Consider the following 16,146-nt stretch of genomic DNA (forward strand, 5'->3'; position numbering starts at 1 on the left):
GCGCGGCCCGTGCAATGATTTCAGGCTTCGTTCCACCACTCCGCCGGTTTGCGCCGCTGCCCGTGTTTCCCTGCCAGCCGCAGTGCGAGCTTGCGCAGCGGGCCAAGCGCCAGTTTCAGCCACAGCCGGTTGCGCCGTTTGGAATAGTCGCGGTTGAACGGGCAGACCCGCATGCAGATGGCGCAGTCAGAAGCCATCTTGGCCCAGAAGGAAAAGCATTTCTCGGCATCCGAGGTCCATTTCCGGACCCCCTTAATCGCCGAGACATTGACAGTTTCCGTTGAGGGCGGACCGTAGGGCAGCGCCTTCACCGGGCAGGCGTCGGCGCATTTGGTGCAGATATCGCAGAACGCCCTCACCCCTAGCGGCTGCGGAGCGTCGTGCGCCAGCGGCAGGCTGGTAAAGATTTTTGAAAACCTGAGGCGCGGCCCGAACTCCGGGGTGATCACCATCTGGTTGCGGGCGTATTCGCCCAGCCCCGCCTTCACGGCGTAGGGGATCACCAGGCCGGTATCGTTCATCGACGGCACCGCCTCATAGCCCAGGTTGCGGATATAGGCGGCAAGCTGCATCACGATGGACGCCTCGTGGCTGTATTCCCGCCCCGTCGCAGCGCCTGCCAGCGCCGAGGGGTAGGTGGCAACCAGCTCCTTGTCCATCTCATGGCCCAGCACGATCACGCTGGTCAGCCCGTCTGGCAGATCATGCGGCGCTTCGGACATGTCGCGGGCATCGACGCGGGTGGTGTAAAGCCAGCGTTCATCCAGATCGGTGATACCGCAGAGGTTGGCACCGAAGAATTTGGCGATGCGCTTCACCTCGGCGGACATCTTTGCCGGGTCGTCGATCTCCAGGGCGTCCTTGGCCACCGGAGTGTCCGGGCGGATGGCGGCCTGGAACCCTTCGCGAATGCCATCCGGCGCCCGGCGGGAGGAGACCACGTCGGAAATCAGCCACGCCGCGTTGCGCAGGGCGAAGTCGCGCTGTGTAAACCCGTCGCCGCGCCGGGGCGCCGCTTCCATCCTGTAGGAGGAGAAGAATTTCGCCGTGTGCTTGGATTTCACGCGGTCATCCCAGAACGCACGGGTGAAGATGTCGTTGCGCTGCGTGAACCGTTCGAAATCATCGGTGACGTCGATTCCTGCGGCTGCGTCGCCATCGCGCTGGGGCGGGGTGTTCTGGGGCCAAGGCATGGGCGGACGCTAACGGGCTGTCCGCTTTCCGGCAAGGGCCGCGGCGCAGGCGATCAACTGAACAAGGAGACAACCCAATCGCGCACCATGGCGGCCTCAGCGCTGTTGGGGGCTTCGCCTGCGGCGGGCATCAGGTAGTGGCCCTGGCCCATCGGGATCTCCGCGCCGGCAACTGGCGCCAGCCGGCCCAGCGAAAGCGGCAGTTCGGCGTAGCGGCGCATCAGCATGGCTACACCGGCGCCAGAGGCGGCCATCTCAATCGCCGCCAATGAAGTATCGACATAGAGAGGTGCGGAGCGGTTCTTGAGCGGAACACCCGTCTGTTCGGACAGGCGCAGCCAGTGATCCTGGTAGCCGTGGATGTGAATCAGTGTCTGGCCGAACAGCTGGTCAACCGAGTGCAGTTCAGCCGCCAGCTGAGGCAGGGCGACCGGAATGACGCTTTCGGCGGAGAGCAAATGCGCGCGGCGGTCGAACCAGCCCGACGGCCCCAGCCGCAGGTCGATATCCACATCCTCATCCTGGGTGCTGTCTGCCCAGACTGCAGAGATCAGCCGGATGCGGATATGCGGGTGGGCGGCATGGAAGGCTCCCAGCCGCGGCGCCACCCACAGGACCGCGGTGGAGACTGGCGCCCGAAGGGTCACGGTCCGGGTCTGCGCATGCCCCAGCAGCCCGCGGGTGGAATAGGCGATATCGGTCAGCGCCTGCGCCACCGAAGGGTAATAGGCATGGCCCAGCTGCGTCAGTTCCAGATGCCGGGCGCGGCGGAGGAACAGGGTGATGCCAAAGCTTTTCTCCAGGCTGCGGACCTGGTGGCTGACAGCGGCCTGGGTGAGACCCAGTTCTTCCGCCGCGGCAGTGAAGCTTTGCAGGCGGGCGGCGGCCTCAAAGGCGCGCAACCAGACCAGATTGGGCAGATCAGACATTAGCGTTGCAAAAATTCTTGGGGTCAGGTCGCGTTATTATTCGTTTTTGTTTTGGCTCAGGTCAAGCTAGCCCTTTTGCAAGCGATTACCCCGGGAGGAGATACGGGACATGAAAACGGATATGAAGATCGGCTTCATCGGCCTCGGCAATGTTGGCGGCAAACTGGCAGGCAGCCTGGTGCGCAACGGGCTGGATGTGGCAGTGCATGACCTGGATGCGGCGCTGGTTGACACATTCGTGGCGCGCGGCGCCAAGGCAGGCGGCAGCCCGGCGCAGATGATGCAGGACTGTGATGCGGTGATCACCTGTCTGCCCAGCCCGGCGGCCTCGGATGCGGTGGTCTCCGAAATGCTGCCGCATGTGACCCCCGGTAAGATCTGGATGGAAATGTCGACCACCGACGTGGCAGAGGTGAAGCGCCTCGGAGCCCTGATCGTCGAGCGCGGCGGTGAGGCTGTTGACTGCCCGGTCTCCGGCGGCTGCCACCGGGCCGATACCGGCAATATCTCGATTTATGCGGGCTGCGAGCGCGCCACCTTCGACCGCATCCTGCCGATCCTGACCACCATGGGCCGCCGGATTCTGCATGTGGGGGAGATCGGCAATTCCTCGACCCTGAAAGTGATGACCAACTACCTGGCCAACCTGAACCTTCTGGCCGTCATGGAAGCGCTGACGGTGATGAAGGCCTGCGGCATGGATCTGGGCATGACGTTCGAGGCGATCTCGATGTCTTCCGGAACCTCCTTTGCGCATGAGACCGAAAGCCAGCTGATCCTGTCCGGCTCGCGCGATGTGAATTTTACCATGGATCTGGTGATGAAGGATATCGGGTTGTTCCAGACCCTGGCCGACCGCCACAACGTGCCACTGGAGCTGTCGCCCCTGATGATCGAGATGATGAAGGATGGCCAGCGCCGCTATGGCGAGCGGGCGCAGTCCGACCGGATGATTGAGCGGCTGGAGGAAGCCACCGGCCTGTCCATTACTGCGCCGGGCTTCCCGCAGGAGCTGATCGACGATGAGCCGGAAGAACCGGGCTACGAGGTGGTCGTGCGCCGCGCTGCTGCGGAATAAGTTTCCCCAAACGGCACGGCTGCAGTCAGCCCCCGGTGCGCCGGGGGCTGTTTTCTTTTGCCGATCCGGTCTATGCCCGGCTGAGCAGCATAGGGGAGCAGCGGATGAGCAAGGAAGTTCTGGCCACAATCGAGGCCTCGGCCAGCCGGCGTGTGATGGGAACGGTGATGCTGGGTTTGACCGGCTGCCTGCTGGTCTATGTCGCCTTTGCGGCCCCGCCGTCGCCGGCCTGGCTGGTGTTCCTGGTGGTGGTCGGCGCCGCTGCGCTCTGGCTGGCTGTGCGGATGTGGCAGGCCACGGTGCACCGGATCGAGCTGACGGCAGAGGAACTGCGCTGTTCTGACGGCCAGGTGATTGCGCGGGTGGCGGATATCGAAACCATCGACCGCGGCTTTTTTGCCTTCAAACCGTCCAACGGGTTCCTGATCCGCACCGGCTCCCAAGGAAGCAGGGCCTGGATGCCCGGGTTGTGGTGGCGGTCCGGCCGCCGGATTGGCATCGGCGGGGTAACGCCCGGCTCGCAGGGCAAGGCGATGTCGGAAATTCTGGCCGCGATGCTGGTGCAGCGCGGCCAGAGGTGATCAGGCGGGCGTTTGTCTGACGGGTTAGTCGGTGCCTCCAGTGTCGTCGTCATGGTTGCCGGTGCCGGTGGCGCTTCCTTCAAAGGGAACCAGCGGGGCAAAGCGCGGACGGGTGAAGACGAAGTTGTCCAGGTTGAGTGTCGGCAGGCCAACATCAAAGAACGGTTCCACTTCGTTGAAGGTTTCGACCAGGATGACCCGTTCCTGGTCCGGCATGTCCGGCAACTGGCCCGACACCGTATTGATCGTGCCATCAGTCCAGCTGGTATCTGAGGTGCCGCGCACTTCGGACCAGTCGACGTAGTATTTGGCGTCATCTTCGTCCCAATGCACCACGGAAACCCGGAGACCCAGTTGGGTGTCTTCACGGATCAGCAGTTTGACCATCTCGTACATGCTGTCGAGATAATTGTCGTTGATCGCCGTGGTCTCGCGGGAGATCAGGTCGGAGATCGTGTAGGCGGCCTTCAGGTTGACACTGTCGCGGCGGAAGGCGTCGAAGAAAGTGTAGATTGCAGCGAACACGGCGAGCAGGAGCGGAGCGTAAAGCGCAAACTCGATCGAAACGTTGCCATCAGTGCGGCTCCGAAAGCTGCGCAGACGCCCGGGCAGGATATGTTTAAGAGCAGTCAGCATAGATCACCTCGGTTCCTGAACAAATGCAGATGTTGCGGTCAGGCCGATCCGGCCGTCTTCGTCCTTGGCTGCGCTGTCGCCCAGACCCCAGGTCGGGAACAGCGGTTCGAACTTCATGCAGGCGCGGATCAGCATCAGCTCGTTCGACTGGCCATTGACGAAGTTCCGGACAGGCTGGACATCCTCAATGCGGTTCACACAGTCCGCGGTCGAGCTGATCGGCGTCCAGTTGAACGGGTCGACTTGCACCATCTCCAGGCGCAGCGAAGTGCTGCAGTCGTCGATGAAGCCTGAGCGCTCGCAAACTTCGTCGCGGATTTCGTCGTGCTGCGGGTTTGCGCCCGTTGTCAGCCGGATGTCGCGGACCGTCTGATCAAGTGCCCGTTCCAGCTGCGAATGGCGCAGGTTGATCAGGCCGAGTTCAACTGTCGTCATCAGGATCAACAGGAAGGCGGGGATGACCAGAGCGAATTCCAGCGAGGCATTGCCGTCATCACGCGCCCGGAAGTGGCGCAGGTTTCGTGTCATGCGTCTAATCATTGGGTCAACCTCAGCTGGCGGATGGACGTAGCGATCGATGCAAATGCGTCGCTGATTTCAAGCCCGTTCACATCGAAGTAGTGGGAGTCGGAGCTGGCGCAGTCCTGCAGTACCGCGACACCGTCGCTAGGGGCTTCGAACCCGATGGTGTAGACGATAATCCCCTGATCCTTGGCAGCCTGGCAAATGCTGCGGGTGCGCGCATTTTTAGTCGAGTTGCCATAGTAGTCGTAGACACCGTAGTACCAGGCGCTGCGGGCAGAACTGGTGCCCATCCAGTCGCGGTAGAGGTTGTAATAAAGGTACTTCAGCGATGTGTAGGCAAACAGGTCAGGATAGCTCAGCCGTTGCGGGTTGTCGCCGTACGGTTCGTCTTTCCAATAGGATGACACATCATGCCAGTAGTACTTTCCGCTGGACGGGTTGTAGGTCGAGTAACGCTCGGAAGAAGCGTCATACCAGACGTTTGAGTCGCCTTCGCGGTGGTCGCTTTCAACATAGTACTGCGATGTGTTCTGACCGTCGGTCATCAGCACGATGACTTTCACAGTATCCGCGTCCGTATAGTCCGAAGGGCGTGCTGCAAAGTCATCCGGCACCGACGCCTCAGAACCTGCGGTCAATGCATTGATGGCTGGCCGGGCAGAGGGGTCAAGAAGGGTGGTGCCCCATTTCATGCCGATGTCGATGGAAGTGTTGCCGCCACCCCAAAAGCTGTCGATGTAGTTCTTGAGAACCGTGGCATCCTTTTGGTACGGCAAAATTTCCCGGCTGGGATCGTCCTCGCAAACCGGGGTGCTCACCAGCCTGGGGCTGGAGTAATAGGTCCGGTTGTCACGGCTGGTGCTGTCCCAGGGCGTGAAGTGCATAGTGCCTTCCAGCGCGTCTGTCTGAGACAGGGAGGCGGACTCGAAATCCGAGGCGGCAAAATTGACGCAACGGGAGTAGATCGTGTCACCCGGAGTTGAGATGTTATACTGGTTATAAAGGTCTTCCGGCACCGAGACCTGGGTCGCGTAGGGCACGATGGAAATCGACATCTTGCCGTCGGTTGTGTTCGCCACCATCGTATCGACGAAGTCCTTCGCCGCGACTTTGAGGTTGGTCAGCCGGTTGTTGGACCTCATGGAGCCGGAGACGTCCAGAACCATTGAGATTTCCACGCCGTCGATGCTTTCTTCCGCGCGAGAATTGGCGTAAATCGGCAGGTCGTCGAGACCAGCGAATTTTGCCAGATGGGTCGGGAACATCGCGTTGACCGTGCTTTCAACACTTTTGTAGCCCAGCGACTCTTGGACAGTCGGTGTGCTGTAGTAGTCGCTGAGGCCCGCCTTGCTGAGGTAGTCCTGCACGACAGCTTCCGGTTCCAGCACTTGATCTAGATCGGCAGCCGCCAAGACTGCCCGGTCGAGCGTGTATTGCAAGGTGGTGCGGTCGCGCTCCATCCGCATCAAATCAACACCGATGCCGCCGATGGCGAGCATGAGGATCAAGGTGCCGATCATCGGCTTTGCCAGAACGCCATCCTCTTCCCGCAGGAAGGACGTTACCTTGCCCAGGCATCGCCGCATGAGCGGATTGCTCAGCGCAGTGGAATTCTTATGGTGCATACTCATCTAGATACCCCCTTCCGGCTGGGGAACGTGCCAGCCCGGCTTCTGCAGCGGAATTCCATTAATTAATGCTTGGTAAAGTGGGCGGAATTGGGGCGGGAATTTGCCGAATTGCCTTCGATTGTAATGGTGGGGAATTCCAATCCCGCGTGATTCCGCGGGGTTGTGGCGCAGGGAGAGACAATCGCCTCCCCAGAAATAGCGAATCGACCGTCACATGCCGGTAAGCGATTCTTTTTGGCCGCAAATGGTCAAAAAGGTCGCACTCCTTAAGTAACTCTGCATAGAGTGAATCCATCATCGGCAGCGAGTCGATGTTTGATTACGGAGAAATTTTTCATGAGCAGCCGCACAGAGCCGAGCTTCCGCGAGAGCGTGGACCTGATGTTTAACCGGGCAGTGAAACTGATGGACCTGCCGCCGGGGCTGGAGGAGAAGATCAGGGTTTGCAACGCGACCTACACGGTGCGCTTTGGCGTGCGCCTGCGCGGCGCCATGCATACGTTCACTGGCTACCGGTCGGTGCATTCGGAGCATATGGAGCCAGTGAAGGGCGGGATCCGCTATGCTACTGGCGTGAACCAGGACGAGGTCGAAGCGCTGGCGGCGCTGATGACCTATAAATGCGCTCTGGTGGAGGCCCCGTTCGGGGGCTCGAAGGGCGGTTTGTGCATTGATCCGCGCGAGTATGAAGAACATGAGCTGGAGCTGATCACCCGCCGCTTTGCCTATGAGCTGGCCAAGCGCGACCTGATCAACCCGTCGCAAAACGTGCCCGCGCCTGACATGGGCACAGGCGAGCGCGAGATGGCCTGGATCGCAGACCAGTACGCGCGGATGAACACCACCGACATCAACGCCAAGGCTTGCGTCACCGGCAAGCCGCTGAATGCCGGCGGCATTTCCGGCCGGGTTGAGGCAACAGGCCGCGGCGTGCAATACGCCCTGCGCGAGTTCTTCCGGTATGAGGAAGACAAGGCCGCAGCAGGATTGTCCGGCAAGCTGGATGGCAAGCGGGTCATTGTTCAGGGCCTCGGCAACGTGGGCTATCACGCGGCCAAGTTCCTGTCGGAAGAGGATGGCTCGCTGATTACCGGCATTATCGAACGGGACGGTGGCTTGCACAGCACTGATGGCCTGGACGTGGAGGCGGTGCGCAACTGGATTGTCAAACACGGCGGTGTGTCGGGTTACCCGGACGCGCAGTATGTCGAAGACGGCGCCGTGCTGCTGGAGGAAGAGTGCGATATCCTGATCCCGGCGGCACTGGAAGGGGTGATCAACCTCTCCAACGCCGAGCGCGTCAAGGCACCGCTGATCATTGAGGCTGCAAACGGTCCAGTGACCGCCGGTGCGGATGAGATTCTGCGCAAGAAGGGCTGCGTGATCATTCCGGACATGTATGCCAACGCGGGCGGTGTGACGGTGTCCTACTTCGAATGGGTCAAGAACCTCAGCCATATCCGCTTTGGCCGGATGCAGCGCCGTCAGGAGGAAGCGCGCCACCAGCTGGTGATCGATGAGCTGCAGCGTCTGGATGACGTGATGGGGAATACCTGGTCGATGTCGCCGGACTTCAAGGACAAGTACCTGAAGGGGGCGGGCGAGCTGGAGCTGGTGCGCTCCGGCCTGGATGACACCATGCGGGCGGCCTACCAGTCGATGCGCGAAGTCTGGCACAGCCGCGACGACGTGACCGATCTGCGTACCGCCGCCTATCTGGTGTCGATCGACAAGGTTGCCAAGAGCTATCACGCCAAGGGTCTCTGACCGCGCGCAAGGCCTGGCAAGGAGCAACGGGGCGGGGAGGAAACTCTCTGCCCCTTTTTTTGCGTCTAACCCGCATTGCGTCACCTGCCGTCGCAAATAGAACTAGACACAAGTGAATAGTTCGTGTGTTTTGCGGCAAAGCCATGCTGATGTGCAGCAACTTGAGCCTTGGGGCTAGGAGCAGCACGTGAAAGCGGGTAGCAATGCGGCCAAGGCCCGGACCAGATTTTGCCGGGCGGCGGAAGTGATTTGACGGGGAGGGACGACATGCGGTTTTCGGGCTGGCGTGTGCTTCGCGAGGGGCTCACCGGAAACAAGGGGTGGAAGCCCCATTGGCGGGATCCTGAACCCAAACCCGAATATGACGTGGTGATCATTGGCGGCGGCGGCCACGGGCTGGCAACGGCCTATTACCTCGCCAAGGAACACGGCATCACTAACGTTGCGGTGCTGGAGAAGGGCTATCTGGGCGGCGGCAACGTTGGTCGCAATACCACAATCGTGCGGGCGAATTACTATTTGCCGGGCAATTCCGAGTTCTATTCCCACTCGCTGAAACTGTGGGAAACCATGGAGCAGGATCTGAACTATAACGCGATGATGTCCCAGCGCGGCATCATCAACCTGTTCCACAACGACGGCCAGCGCGACGCTGCGGTGCGCCGGGGCAATTCCATCGTCAACCAGGGCGATGACGCCGAGATCCTGAGCCGCGAGCGGGTGCGCGAGCTGGCCCCGTTCCTGAATTTCGAGAACAATCGCTTTCCGATCATGGGCGGGCTGATGCAGCGCCGGGCTGGGACTGCACGCCACGACGCTGTGGCCTGGGGTTATGCCCGCGGCGCGGACATGCGCGGAGTGGATCTGATCCAGAATTGCGAAGTCACAGGTATCGACGTCGAGAACGGCAAGGTGGCGGGTGTCCAGACCGCCCGCGGCCCGATCCGCGCCAAAAAGGTCGCGCTGGCGGCGGCTGGCCGGTCCGGCCAGGTGGCGGCGATGGCAGGGCTGACGCTGCCGATTGAAAGCCATGTGCTGCAGGCCTTTGTCTCGGAAGGGCTGAAGCCGATCGTGGACCATGTGATCACCTTCGCAGAGGGGCATCTCTATATCAGCCAGTCCGACAAGGGCGGCATGGTGTTCGGCAGCTACCTGGATTTCTACAGCTCCTACGCGGCGCGGGGGAACCTGCCGATGGTGGAGCACACGATGGAGAGCTTTGTGGCGATGGTGCCCGCGCTCAGCAAGGCGCGGCTGTTGCGCAGCTGGGGCGGCATCATGGACATGACGCCAGATGGCTCGCCCATCATCGACCATTCACCGATTGATGGCCTCTACCTGAACTGCGGCTGGTGCTATGGCGGCTTCAAGGCAACGCCGGGATCGGGCAGCGTCTATGCGCACTTGATCGCCACGGACCGCCCGCATGGGGCCGCCACGAAACTGAAGCTCGACCGTTTCCGCAGCGGCGTTGGCCTGATGGATGAGGAGGGGACCGGTGCGCAGCATAACCTGCACTAAGCGTTTGGAGCACGCCGGGCATGCCTCCGGCGGGAGTATTTTTGCAAAGATGAAGGAGCGCCGGTCATGAGAATTACCTGTCCGCTCTGCGGTGAGAGGGACCGCCGCGAATTCTATTACAAGGGCGCTGCACTTGTGCGCCCGGCTGAAGGCGCGGATCTGGACGCCTGGCATGAGTATGTGAACCTGCGGGAAAACCCGGCGGGGCCGCTGGATGAGCTGTGGTATCACGAGATGGGCTGTAATGCCTGGCTGAAGGTCACCCGCAATACCGCGACCCATGAGATTCTGGACGTGCAATTGGCCTCCGAGGCCGGGCTGGGAGGGGAAAAATGAGACTTCCCGGAAAAGGCCTGAACCAGGGTGCGAAGCCGATCACATTCGCCTTCAATGGCCGCCACATGATGGGGTTGGAGGGTGACACGCTGGCGTCGGCGCTGCTGGCAAACAGCACGCATCTGGTGGGGCGGTCCTTCAAGTACCACCGCCCGCGCGGAGTGCTGACCGCGGGCAGCGAGGAGCCGAACGCGCTGGTGACCATCGGCACAGGCGGTCAGCAGGACCCGAACGTGCGCGCCACCCAGCAGGAACTGTTCGAAGGCCTGGAGGCGCGCAGCCAGAACTGCTGGCCCTCGGTTGAGCGCGACGTGATGGCGGTGAACGATCTGGCGGCGCCGTTCTTTGGCGCGGGGTTCTACTACAAGACCTTCATGTGGCCTGCGGCGTTCTGGGAAAAGATTTATGAGCCGATGATCCGCAATGCGGCAGGCCTTGGTGCGCTGTCGGGCGAGGCGGATCAGGACCGCTATGAGAAAGCCTTTGCCTTTTGCGACGTGCTGGTGATCGGCTCCGGTCCTGCGGGCCTGGTGGCGGCGCTGACGGCTGGCCGGGCCGGGGCGGATGTGATCCTGGCGGAGGAAGACAGCCGTATGGGCGGCCGCCTGCTGGCAGAGCGCGAAGAGATCGGCGGCAAACCGGGCCATGCGTGGGCAGCGGAGGTGCTGGCCGAACTGGAGGCGATGGACAATGTGCGGCTGATGAGCCGCACTGCCGTCACCGGTGCCTATGACCAGGGCACCTACGGTGCGCTGGAGCGGGTCTCGCACCACCTGCCACGGCGGCATTCGCTGAAGGGCAGCCACCTGCCGCGTGAATGCTTCTGGCGGATTGCGGCCAAACACGCGGTGCTGGCGGCGGGGGCCATCGAGCGCCCGGTGGCGTTCCGCAACAACGACCGTCCCGGCATCATGATGGCCGGCGCCGTGCGCGCCTATCTGAACCGCTGGGGTGTGGCGCCGGGCGAGAGGGTCACCGTCTTTGCCAACAACGATCAGGCGCACCGGACCGCGCGCGACCTGCATGACGCGGGTGTGCATATCGCGGCGGTGATCGACAGCCGCCACGAAGCACCGGATGGCGGCCCCTATCAGGTGATCAAGGGCGCACAGGTCTGTGACAGTGCCGGCCGCCAGCGGCTGGAGAGCATCACCGTGCGTTCGGTCAAGGGTGAGGAGAAGATCCAGACCGATTGTCTGGCGGTGTCCGGCGGCTGGAACCCCTCGGTGCATCTGACCTGCCATTTGAACAGCCGTCCGGTGTGGAAGCGCGAGGCGCTGGCATTTGTGCCAACCGAAGGCGCGGTGCCGGGCATGGTCACAGCGGGTGCCTGCAACGGCACCTTCTCCACCGCAGGCGCATTGCGCGACGGCGCGGAGGCTGCCGCCAAGGTGCTGGAGGCGCTGGGCCTGAAACCCGCTGCCGCCGATCTTCCGCAAGCAGAGGACGATCCTTACCGCATCGCCGCCCTATGGGCGGTGCCGGGCAAGGGGCGCGCCTGGCTCGACTTTCAGAACGACGTGACCGTCAAGGATGTGAAGCAGGCGGCCACCGAAAACTTCCGCTCCGTCGAGCATATGAAGCGTTATACCACGCAGGGCATGGCGACCGATCAGGGCAAGAATTCCAACGTAGCGGCGCTGGCGGTGCTGGCGGATGCCACCGGGCGTACAATCCCGGAGACCGGCACCACCACCTTCCGCCCGCCGTTTGTGCCGGTGTCGCTGGGCGCGATGGGGGCAGGGGCCACGGATGAAGGCTTCAAGCCGCAGCGTTTCCTGACCTCGCATGGCGAGAGCGACACCCGCGGGGCGCATCAGCTGGAGGTGGGCCTGTGGTACCGCGCGGCCTATTTTCCGAAGCAGGGAGAGACCAACTGGCGCCAGTCCTGCGACCGTGAGGTGACCCTGGTTCGCAAGGCTGTGGGCATCTGCGATGTCTCCACCCTGGGCAAGATTGACATTCAGGGGCCGGATGCTGGCAAGTTCCTCGATTTCCTCTACACCAACACCTTCAGCACGCTGAAGGTTGGCAAGGTCCGCTATGGGCTGATGCTGCGCGAAGATGGTTTTGTCATGGATGACGGCACCACCGCGCGGCTGGGCGAAAACCACTTTGTCATGACCACCACCACCGCTGCTGCAGGTCAGGTGATGGCGCATATGGAGTTCGTGTCCCAGGCGCTTTACCCGGAATGGGACGTGCGCTTTACCTCAGTGACGGAGCAATGGGCGCAGTTTGCCGTGGCCGGACCGAAGTCGCGGGAGCTGTTGAACGGTCTGCTGGACGAGGACGTGAACGGCGAGACCTGGCCCTTCATGGGCTGCGGCGAGGCGATCGTTCTGGGCGTGAAGGGGCGGCTGTTCCGGATCTCCTTCTCGGGCGAGCATGCCTATGAGGTGGCGGTGCCTGCGCGCTATGGTGAGGCCCTGTTCCGCGAACTGTTGAAGCGGGCCGAAGCCATGGGCGGCGGTGCCTATGGCATGGAGGCGCTCAATGTGCTTCGGATCGAAAAGGGACTGATCACCCATGCCGAGATCAACGGCACTGTGACCGCCTTTGACCTGGGGCTTCAGGGGATGATGTCCAAGAAGAAGGATTTTCTGGGCAAGGCCATGTCCACCCGCGAAGGCCTGATGGCAGAAGACCGGATGCGCCTTGTGGGCTTGAAACCTGTTGGTGCGGTCAAGGAAATCACCGCCGGTGCGCATCTGTTCACGCCGGGCGATCCGGTGGAGCGGATCTATGACCAGGGCTATGTGACCTCGGCCGGCTATTCGCCGACACTGGGGCACCCGATCGGGCTGGCTTTCCTCAAGGAAGGCCCGGACCGCATCGGCGAAACCGTGCGGCTGGTCGATCACATGCGCGGTGTGGATACGTTGTGCGAGGTTGTTTCGCCTGTGTTCTTTGACCCAGAGGGAGGGCGTGCCCGTGGCTGAACTGATAGCAAAAAGCCCCTGTGACAGGCTGCTGCCGATAACCCTCGGCGGCATGAGTCTGACTGAAGAGCAGCCCGGCAGCATGTGGGTCCTGGCACCGTTCAAAGGGCAGGAGAAGGCGTTGAGCAAAGCCTTGGAAGCGGCCCACGGAATGGCCTTCCCGGCAGCGAACCGCGCCACCGGCAAGGCGGGCAGCCGGGCTGTCTGGTTCGGCCGGGACATGGCGCTGCTTATGGGGGTGGAACCCGACGCCAAGCTGGCCAAACATGCCGCCCTGACGGATCAGAGCGACGCCTGGGCTGTTGTCCGGCTTGACGGGGCTGGCGCCGAGGACGTCCTGGCGCGGCTGGTGCCGGTGGATTTGCGCCCCCAGGTTTTCAAACGCGGCCATACCGCGCGGACGGAGTTGAAGCACATGATGGCCTCGGTCACCCGCATTGGGCCGCAGGCGTTTCAGGTCATGGTGTTCCGTTCGATGGCGAAAACGCTTGTGCATGATTTGAAAACAGCCATGGAAGCCGTCACGGCACGGGGGTAACCTGCGGGGATCACCAACTGATTCCCGGAGCGCATCTATGATCCGCATCGTCTTTGCAGCCGCCTTGCTGGCGGCGCCGGCTTATGCTTCTGAAAGCAAAGAAGAAAGCTGCAAATACCAAGGCCAAGTCATGGCCGCGGTGCAGCAGGCGCGGTTGGACCGGGTGAAGCAGGAAGAGGTGGAACAGGTGATTCTGGACAGCAATCCGGAATGGCCCGATGCCTATTCCAATGCGATCCCGCAGCTGTCGCAGCATGTGTACGCAATGAAGCGGCGCGACCTGAAGAGCACCGATCTCGGTGCGCTGTTCGAACAGCAGTGCCTGCAGAACTGGGATCAGATTCAGGCGATGCAGAAACAGCTGAAGTCGAACTGATATGTCCCTGCCGCCCGGCTTTCTGGATGAACTGCGCACCCGCATCAGCATATCTGATGTTGTCGGGCGCAAAGTCATGTGGGACCAGCGCAAATCGCAGCCGGGCAAGGGCGACTATTGGGGGCCGTGCCCGTTCCACCATGAAAAGACCGCCTCGTTTCACGTGGAAGACCGCAAGGGGTTTTATTACTGCTTCGGCTGCCACGCCAAGGGCGACGCACTGAAGTTTGTCCAGGAGACCGAGAACGTCGGCTTCATGGAGGCGGTGGAGATCCTGGCCGGTGAAGCGGGTATGGAGATGCCCAAGCGCGACCCGCGCGCGCAGGAAAAGCAGGACCGCCGCACGCTGCTGGCCGATGTCATGGAACAGGCGGTGCAGTTTTTCCGCCTGCAACTCAAGACCAGCGCCGCCCAGGACGCCCGCGCCTATCTGCAGCGGCGGGGCATGACAGCGCAGGCGCTGGACCGCTGGGAGATCGGCTTTGCCCCTGACGGCTGGCAGAACCTGTGGGATGCCTTGCGCGGCAAGAACGTGCCCGATGATCTGATCATCGGCGCCGGGCTGGCCAAACCCTCGAACAAGGGCGGCAAGCCTTATGACACCTTCCGCAACCGGATCATGTTTCCGATCCGCGATGCGCGCGGCAGGGCGATTGCTTTTGGCGGCCGGGCGATGGACCCGAATGACAACGCCAAATACCTGAACTCGCCCGAGACTGAGCTGTTCGACAAGGGGCGCAGCCTTTACAATCACGGGCCCGCACGGGCGGCCTCCGGGCGCGGTTCCACGCTGGTTGTGGCCGAGGGCTACATGGATGTTATTGCGCTGGCAGAGGGCGGTTTTCAGTCCTCCGTGGCGCCACTGGGCACCGCGATTACCGAAAACCAGCTGCAGATGCTGTGGCGGATGTCGGATGAGCCGATCATCGCGCTGGACGGCGATACTGCGGGTCTGCGTGCGGCCATGCGGCTGATCGATCTGGCGCTGCCCCTGCTGGAGGCGGGCAAATCTCTGCGTTTTGCCATCATGCCGGAGGGCAAGGACCCCGACGACATGATCCGCAGCGAAGGCCCGGAAGCGGTGCAGGCGGTGCTGGACCGGGCGATCCCGATGGTCAAGCTGCTGTGGCAGCGCGAGACCGAGGGCAAGGTCTTTGACAGCCCGGAGCGCAAGGCGGCGCTCGACAAGAGCTTGCGGGAAAAGATCAAGCTGATCCGCGATCCCTCGATCCGCAAGCATTACGGCGAGGACGTCAAAGAGATGCGCTGGCAGCTGTTCCGCGGCAACCGGGACAGCGGCAGCTATCAGCAGAGGACCGGCAAGGGCGGCGGCTTCCGTGATGGCGCCCGCGCGCCATGGAAGCCGGGCAAGGGCTTCGGCGCGATTCCGCAGCCGCGCGCCACCACCCGCGCCTCGCTGGTGGCGGGCGCCGATGATGAATCCTTTGCCGCGATGCGCGAGGCGGTGATCCTGGCAACCGCCATCACCACACCGGAAGTGATCCCGGAGTTTGAGACCAGCCTCGAGCGCCTGCAATGCGCCGATCCGGATCTGGCGGCGCTGCGGGACATGGTGCTGCGCCACGGTATCAGCGCACCGGAGCGGCTGCGCGAGGAAATTGACTGGTCTTTGGGGCCTCATGCCCTTGAAAACCTCTTTGCCCTTCGCCACGTTGCAATCATCCCGTGCCTGCGCAAACCCGGCGATACCGAACTGGCCAGCATGACCCTGGCCGAAGAACTCGCAAAACTCGAAACGCTGCGCGGGCTGGATGCGGAACTGGCGGAAGCCGAAGAGGATTTGCATGGCCTTGCGGATGAGGCGCTGACCTGGCGGCTGCGGCAGGCGGCAGAAGCCAAGAACAAGGCGGTGCGCAGCGAAAACGAGGACAAGGCAACGTATGACGTGGGCAAGAACGGCGCGCGGCTCAACAGGGATGAGCGCGATGCCTTCGGGGCCCTTTTGGACCGGATCGGCTTTTCCGAGAAGTAACACGCGGGGGTGATTCTGCGTTTTGCTAAGGAAGAGCACAGGAAAATTGGGTAAACGGGGTGACGAATCAGATGATCGCGCTAATGATTCGCTCAGCGAA

The 16,146-nt window shown here is 62.3% G+C and carries 14 protein-coding genes; 9 read left to right on the forward strand and 5 right to left on the reverse strand.

Annotated features, from left to right (window positions below; translation table 11 throughout):
- Nucleotides 1-20: 20 nt before the first annotated feature.
- Together RA24_RS02600 and RA24_RS02605 are read right to left on the reverse strand one after the other, a co-directional pair.
- Nucleotides 21-1,193 (reverse strand): 4Fe-4S double cluster binding domain-containing protein, encoded by a 1,173-nt coding sequence (locus RA24_RS02600; protein WP_039173373.1) that lies wholly within the window; start codon nucleotides 1,191-1,193, stop codon nucleotides 21-23.
- A 53-nt stretch (nucleotides 1,194-1,246) separates the two neighbouring features.
- The gene (locus tag RA24_RS02605) at nucleotides 1,247-2,122 is read right to left on the reverse strand and encodes a LysR family transcriptional regulator (RefSeq protein WP_019294749.1); all 876 of its coding nucleotides are present in this window, start codon (nucleotides 2,120-2,122) and stop codon (nucleotides 1,247-1,249) included.
- A gap of 121 nt (nucleotides 2,123-2,243) precedes the next feature.
- On the opposite strand from RA24_RS02605, the gene RA24_RS02610 reads away from it, so the two are divergent.
- On the forward strand, nucleotides 2,244-3,200 hold the full coding sequence (locus RA24_RS02610) for an NAD(P)-dependent oxidoreductase (RefSeq protein ID WP_039189826.1): 957 nt from the start codon (nucleotides 2,244-2,246) through the stop codon (nucleotides 3,198-3,200).
- A 104-nt stretch (nucleotides 3,201-3,304) separates the two neighbouring features.
- Complete coding sequence (locus RA24_RS02615) at nucleotides 3,305-3,781, forward strand: hypothetical protein (protein WP_039189829.1); 477 nt, start codon at nucleotides 3,305-3,307, stop codon at nucleotides 3,779-3,781.
- A gap of 24 nt (nucleotides 3,782-3,805) precedes the next feature.
- On the opposite strand, the gene RA24_RS02620 is transcribed toward RA24_RS02615, so the two are convergent.
- The 3 genes from RA24_RS02620 to RA24_RS02630 are packed head-to-tail and all read right to left on the reverse strand — an operon-like array spanning nucleotide 3,806 to nucleotide 6,573.
- Nucleotides 3,806-4,417, reverse strand: coding sequence for a TadE/TadG family type IV pilus assembly protein (locus RA24_RS02620; protein ID WP_039189571.1), 612 nt, complete (start codon nucleotides 4,415-4,417; stop codon nucleotides 3,806-3,808).
- Between the two features lie 3 nt (nucleotides 4,418-4,420).
- Nucleotides 4,421-4,945 carry a TadE/TadG family type IV pilus assembly protein gene (locus tag RA24_RS02625; protein WP_446720206.1) on the reverse strand — a complete coding sequence of 175 codons (525 nt, stop codon included), beginning with the start codon at nucleotides 4,943-4,945 and terminating at the stop codon, nucleotides 4,421-4,423.
- An 8-nt stretch (nucleotides 4,946-4,953) separates the two neighbouring features.
- Nucleotides 4,954-6,573: a TadE/TadG family type IV pilus assembly protein gene (locus tag RA24_RS02630; RefSeq protein WP_039189577.1), complete on the reverse strand. Its 1,620-nt coding sequence runs from the start codon at nucleotides 6,571-6,573 to the stop codon at nucleotides 4,954-4,956.
- A gap of 336 nt (nucleotides 6,574-6,909) precedes the next feature.
- On the opposite strand from RA24_RS02630, the gene RA24_RS02635 reads away from it, so the two are divergent.
- The 7 genes from RA24_RS02635 (at nucleotide 6,910) to dnaG (ending at nucleotide 16,046) form a co-directional block, all read left to right on the forward strand.
- A complete protein-coding gene (locus RA24_RS02635; protein WP_039173379.1) occupies nucleotides 6,910-8,340 on the forward strand; it encodes a Glu/Leu/Phe/Val family dehydrogenase in 1,431 nt (476 codons plus the stop codon).
- 267 nt (nucleotides 8,341-8,607) lie between these two features.
- Nucleotides 8,608-9,861 carry a sarcosine oxidase subunit beta family protein gene (locus tag RA24_RS02640; RefSeq protein WP_039189582.1) on the forward strand — a complete coding sequence of 418 codons (1,254 nt, stop codon included), beginning with the start codon at nucleotides 8,608-8,610 and terminating at the stop codon, nucleotides 9,859-9,861.
- 66 nt (nucleotides 9,862-9,927) lie between these two features.
- The gene (locus RA24_RS02645; protein ID WP_019294741.1) at nucleotides 9,928-10,197 is read left to right on the forward strand and encodes a sarcosine oxidase subunit delta; all 270 of its coding nucleotides are present in this window, start codon (nucleotides 9,928-9,930) and stop codon (nucleotides 10,195-10,197) included.
- Nucleotides 10,194-13,139: a sarcosine oxidase subunit alpha family protein gene (locus RA24_RS02650; protein WP_039189583.1), complete on the forward strand. Its 2,946-nt coding sequence runs from the start codon at nucleotides 10,194-10,196 to the stop codon at nucleotides 13,137-13,139. The genes RA24_RS02645 and RA24_RS02650 overlap by 4 nt, the downstream gene beginning before the upstream one ends.
- Nucleotides 13,132-13,677 (forward strand): sarcosine oxidase subunit gamma, encoded by a 546-nt coding sequence (locus RA24_RS02655; RefSeq protein WP_039149957.1) that lies wholly within the window; start codon nucleotides 13,132-13,134, stop codon nucleotides 13,675-13,677. Before RA24_RS02650 ends, RA24_RS02655 begins: the two co-directional genes overlap by 8 nt.
- A 37-nt stretch (nucleotides 13,678-13,714) precedes the next feature.
- Nucleotides 13,715-14,053, forward strand: a complete 339-nt coding sequence (locus RA24_RS02660; RefSeq protein WP_039149954.1) for a hypothetical protein — start codon at nucleotides 13,715-13,717, stop codon at nucleotides 14,051-14,053.
- 1 nt (nucleotide 14,054) lies between these two features.
- The gene (dnaG, locus tag RA24_RS02665) at nucleotides 14,055-16,046 is read left to right on the forward strand and encodes a DNA primase (protein WP_019294737.1); all 1,992 of its coding nucleotides are present in this window, start codon (nucleotides 14,055-14,057) and stop codon (nucleotides 16,044-16,046) included.
- Nucleotides 16,047-16,146 lie beyond the last annotated feature (100 nt).

Origin of the sequence: Leisingera sp. ANG-M6 (assembly GCF_000813905.1) — a bacterium.
In the GTDB taxonomy this organism is placed as follows: Bacteria; Pseudomonadota; Alphaproteobacteria; order Rhodobacterales; family Rhodobacteraceae; genus Leisingera.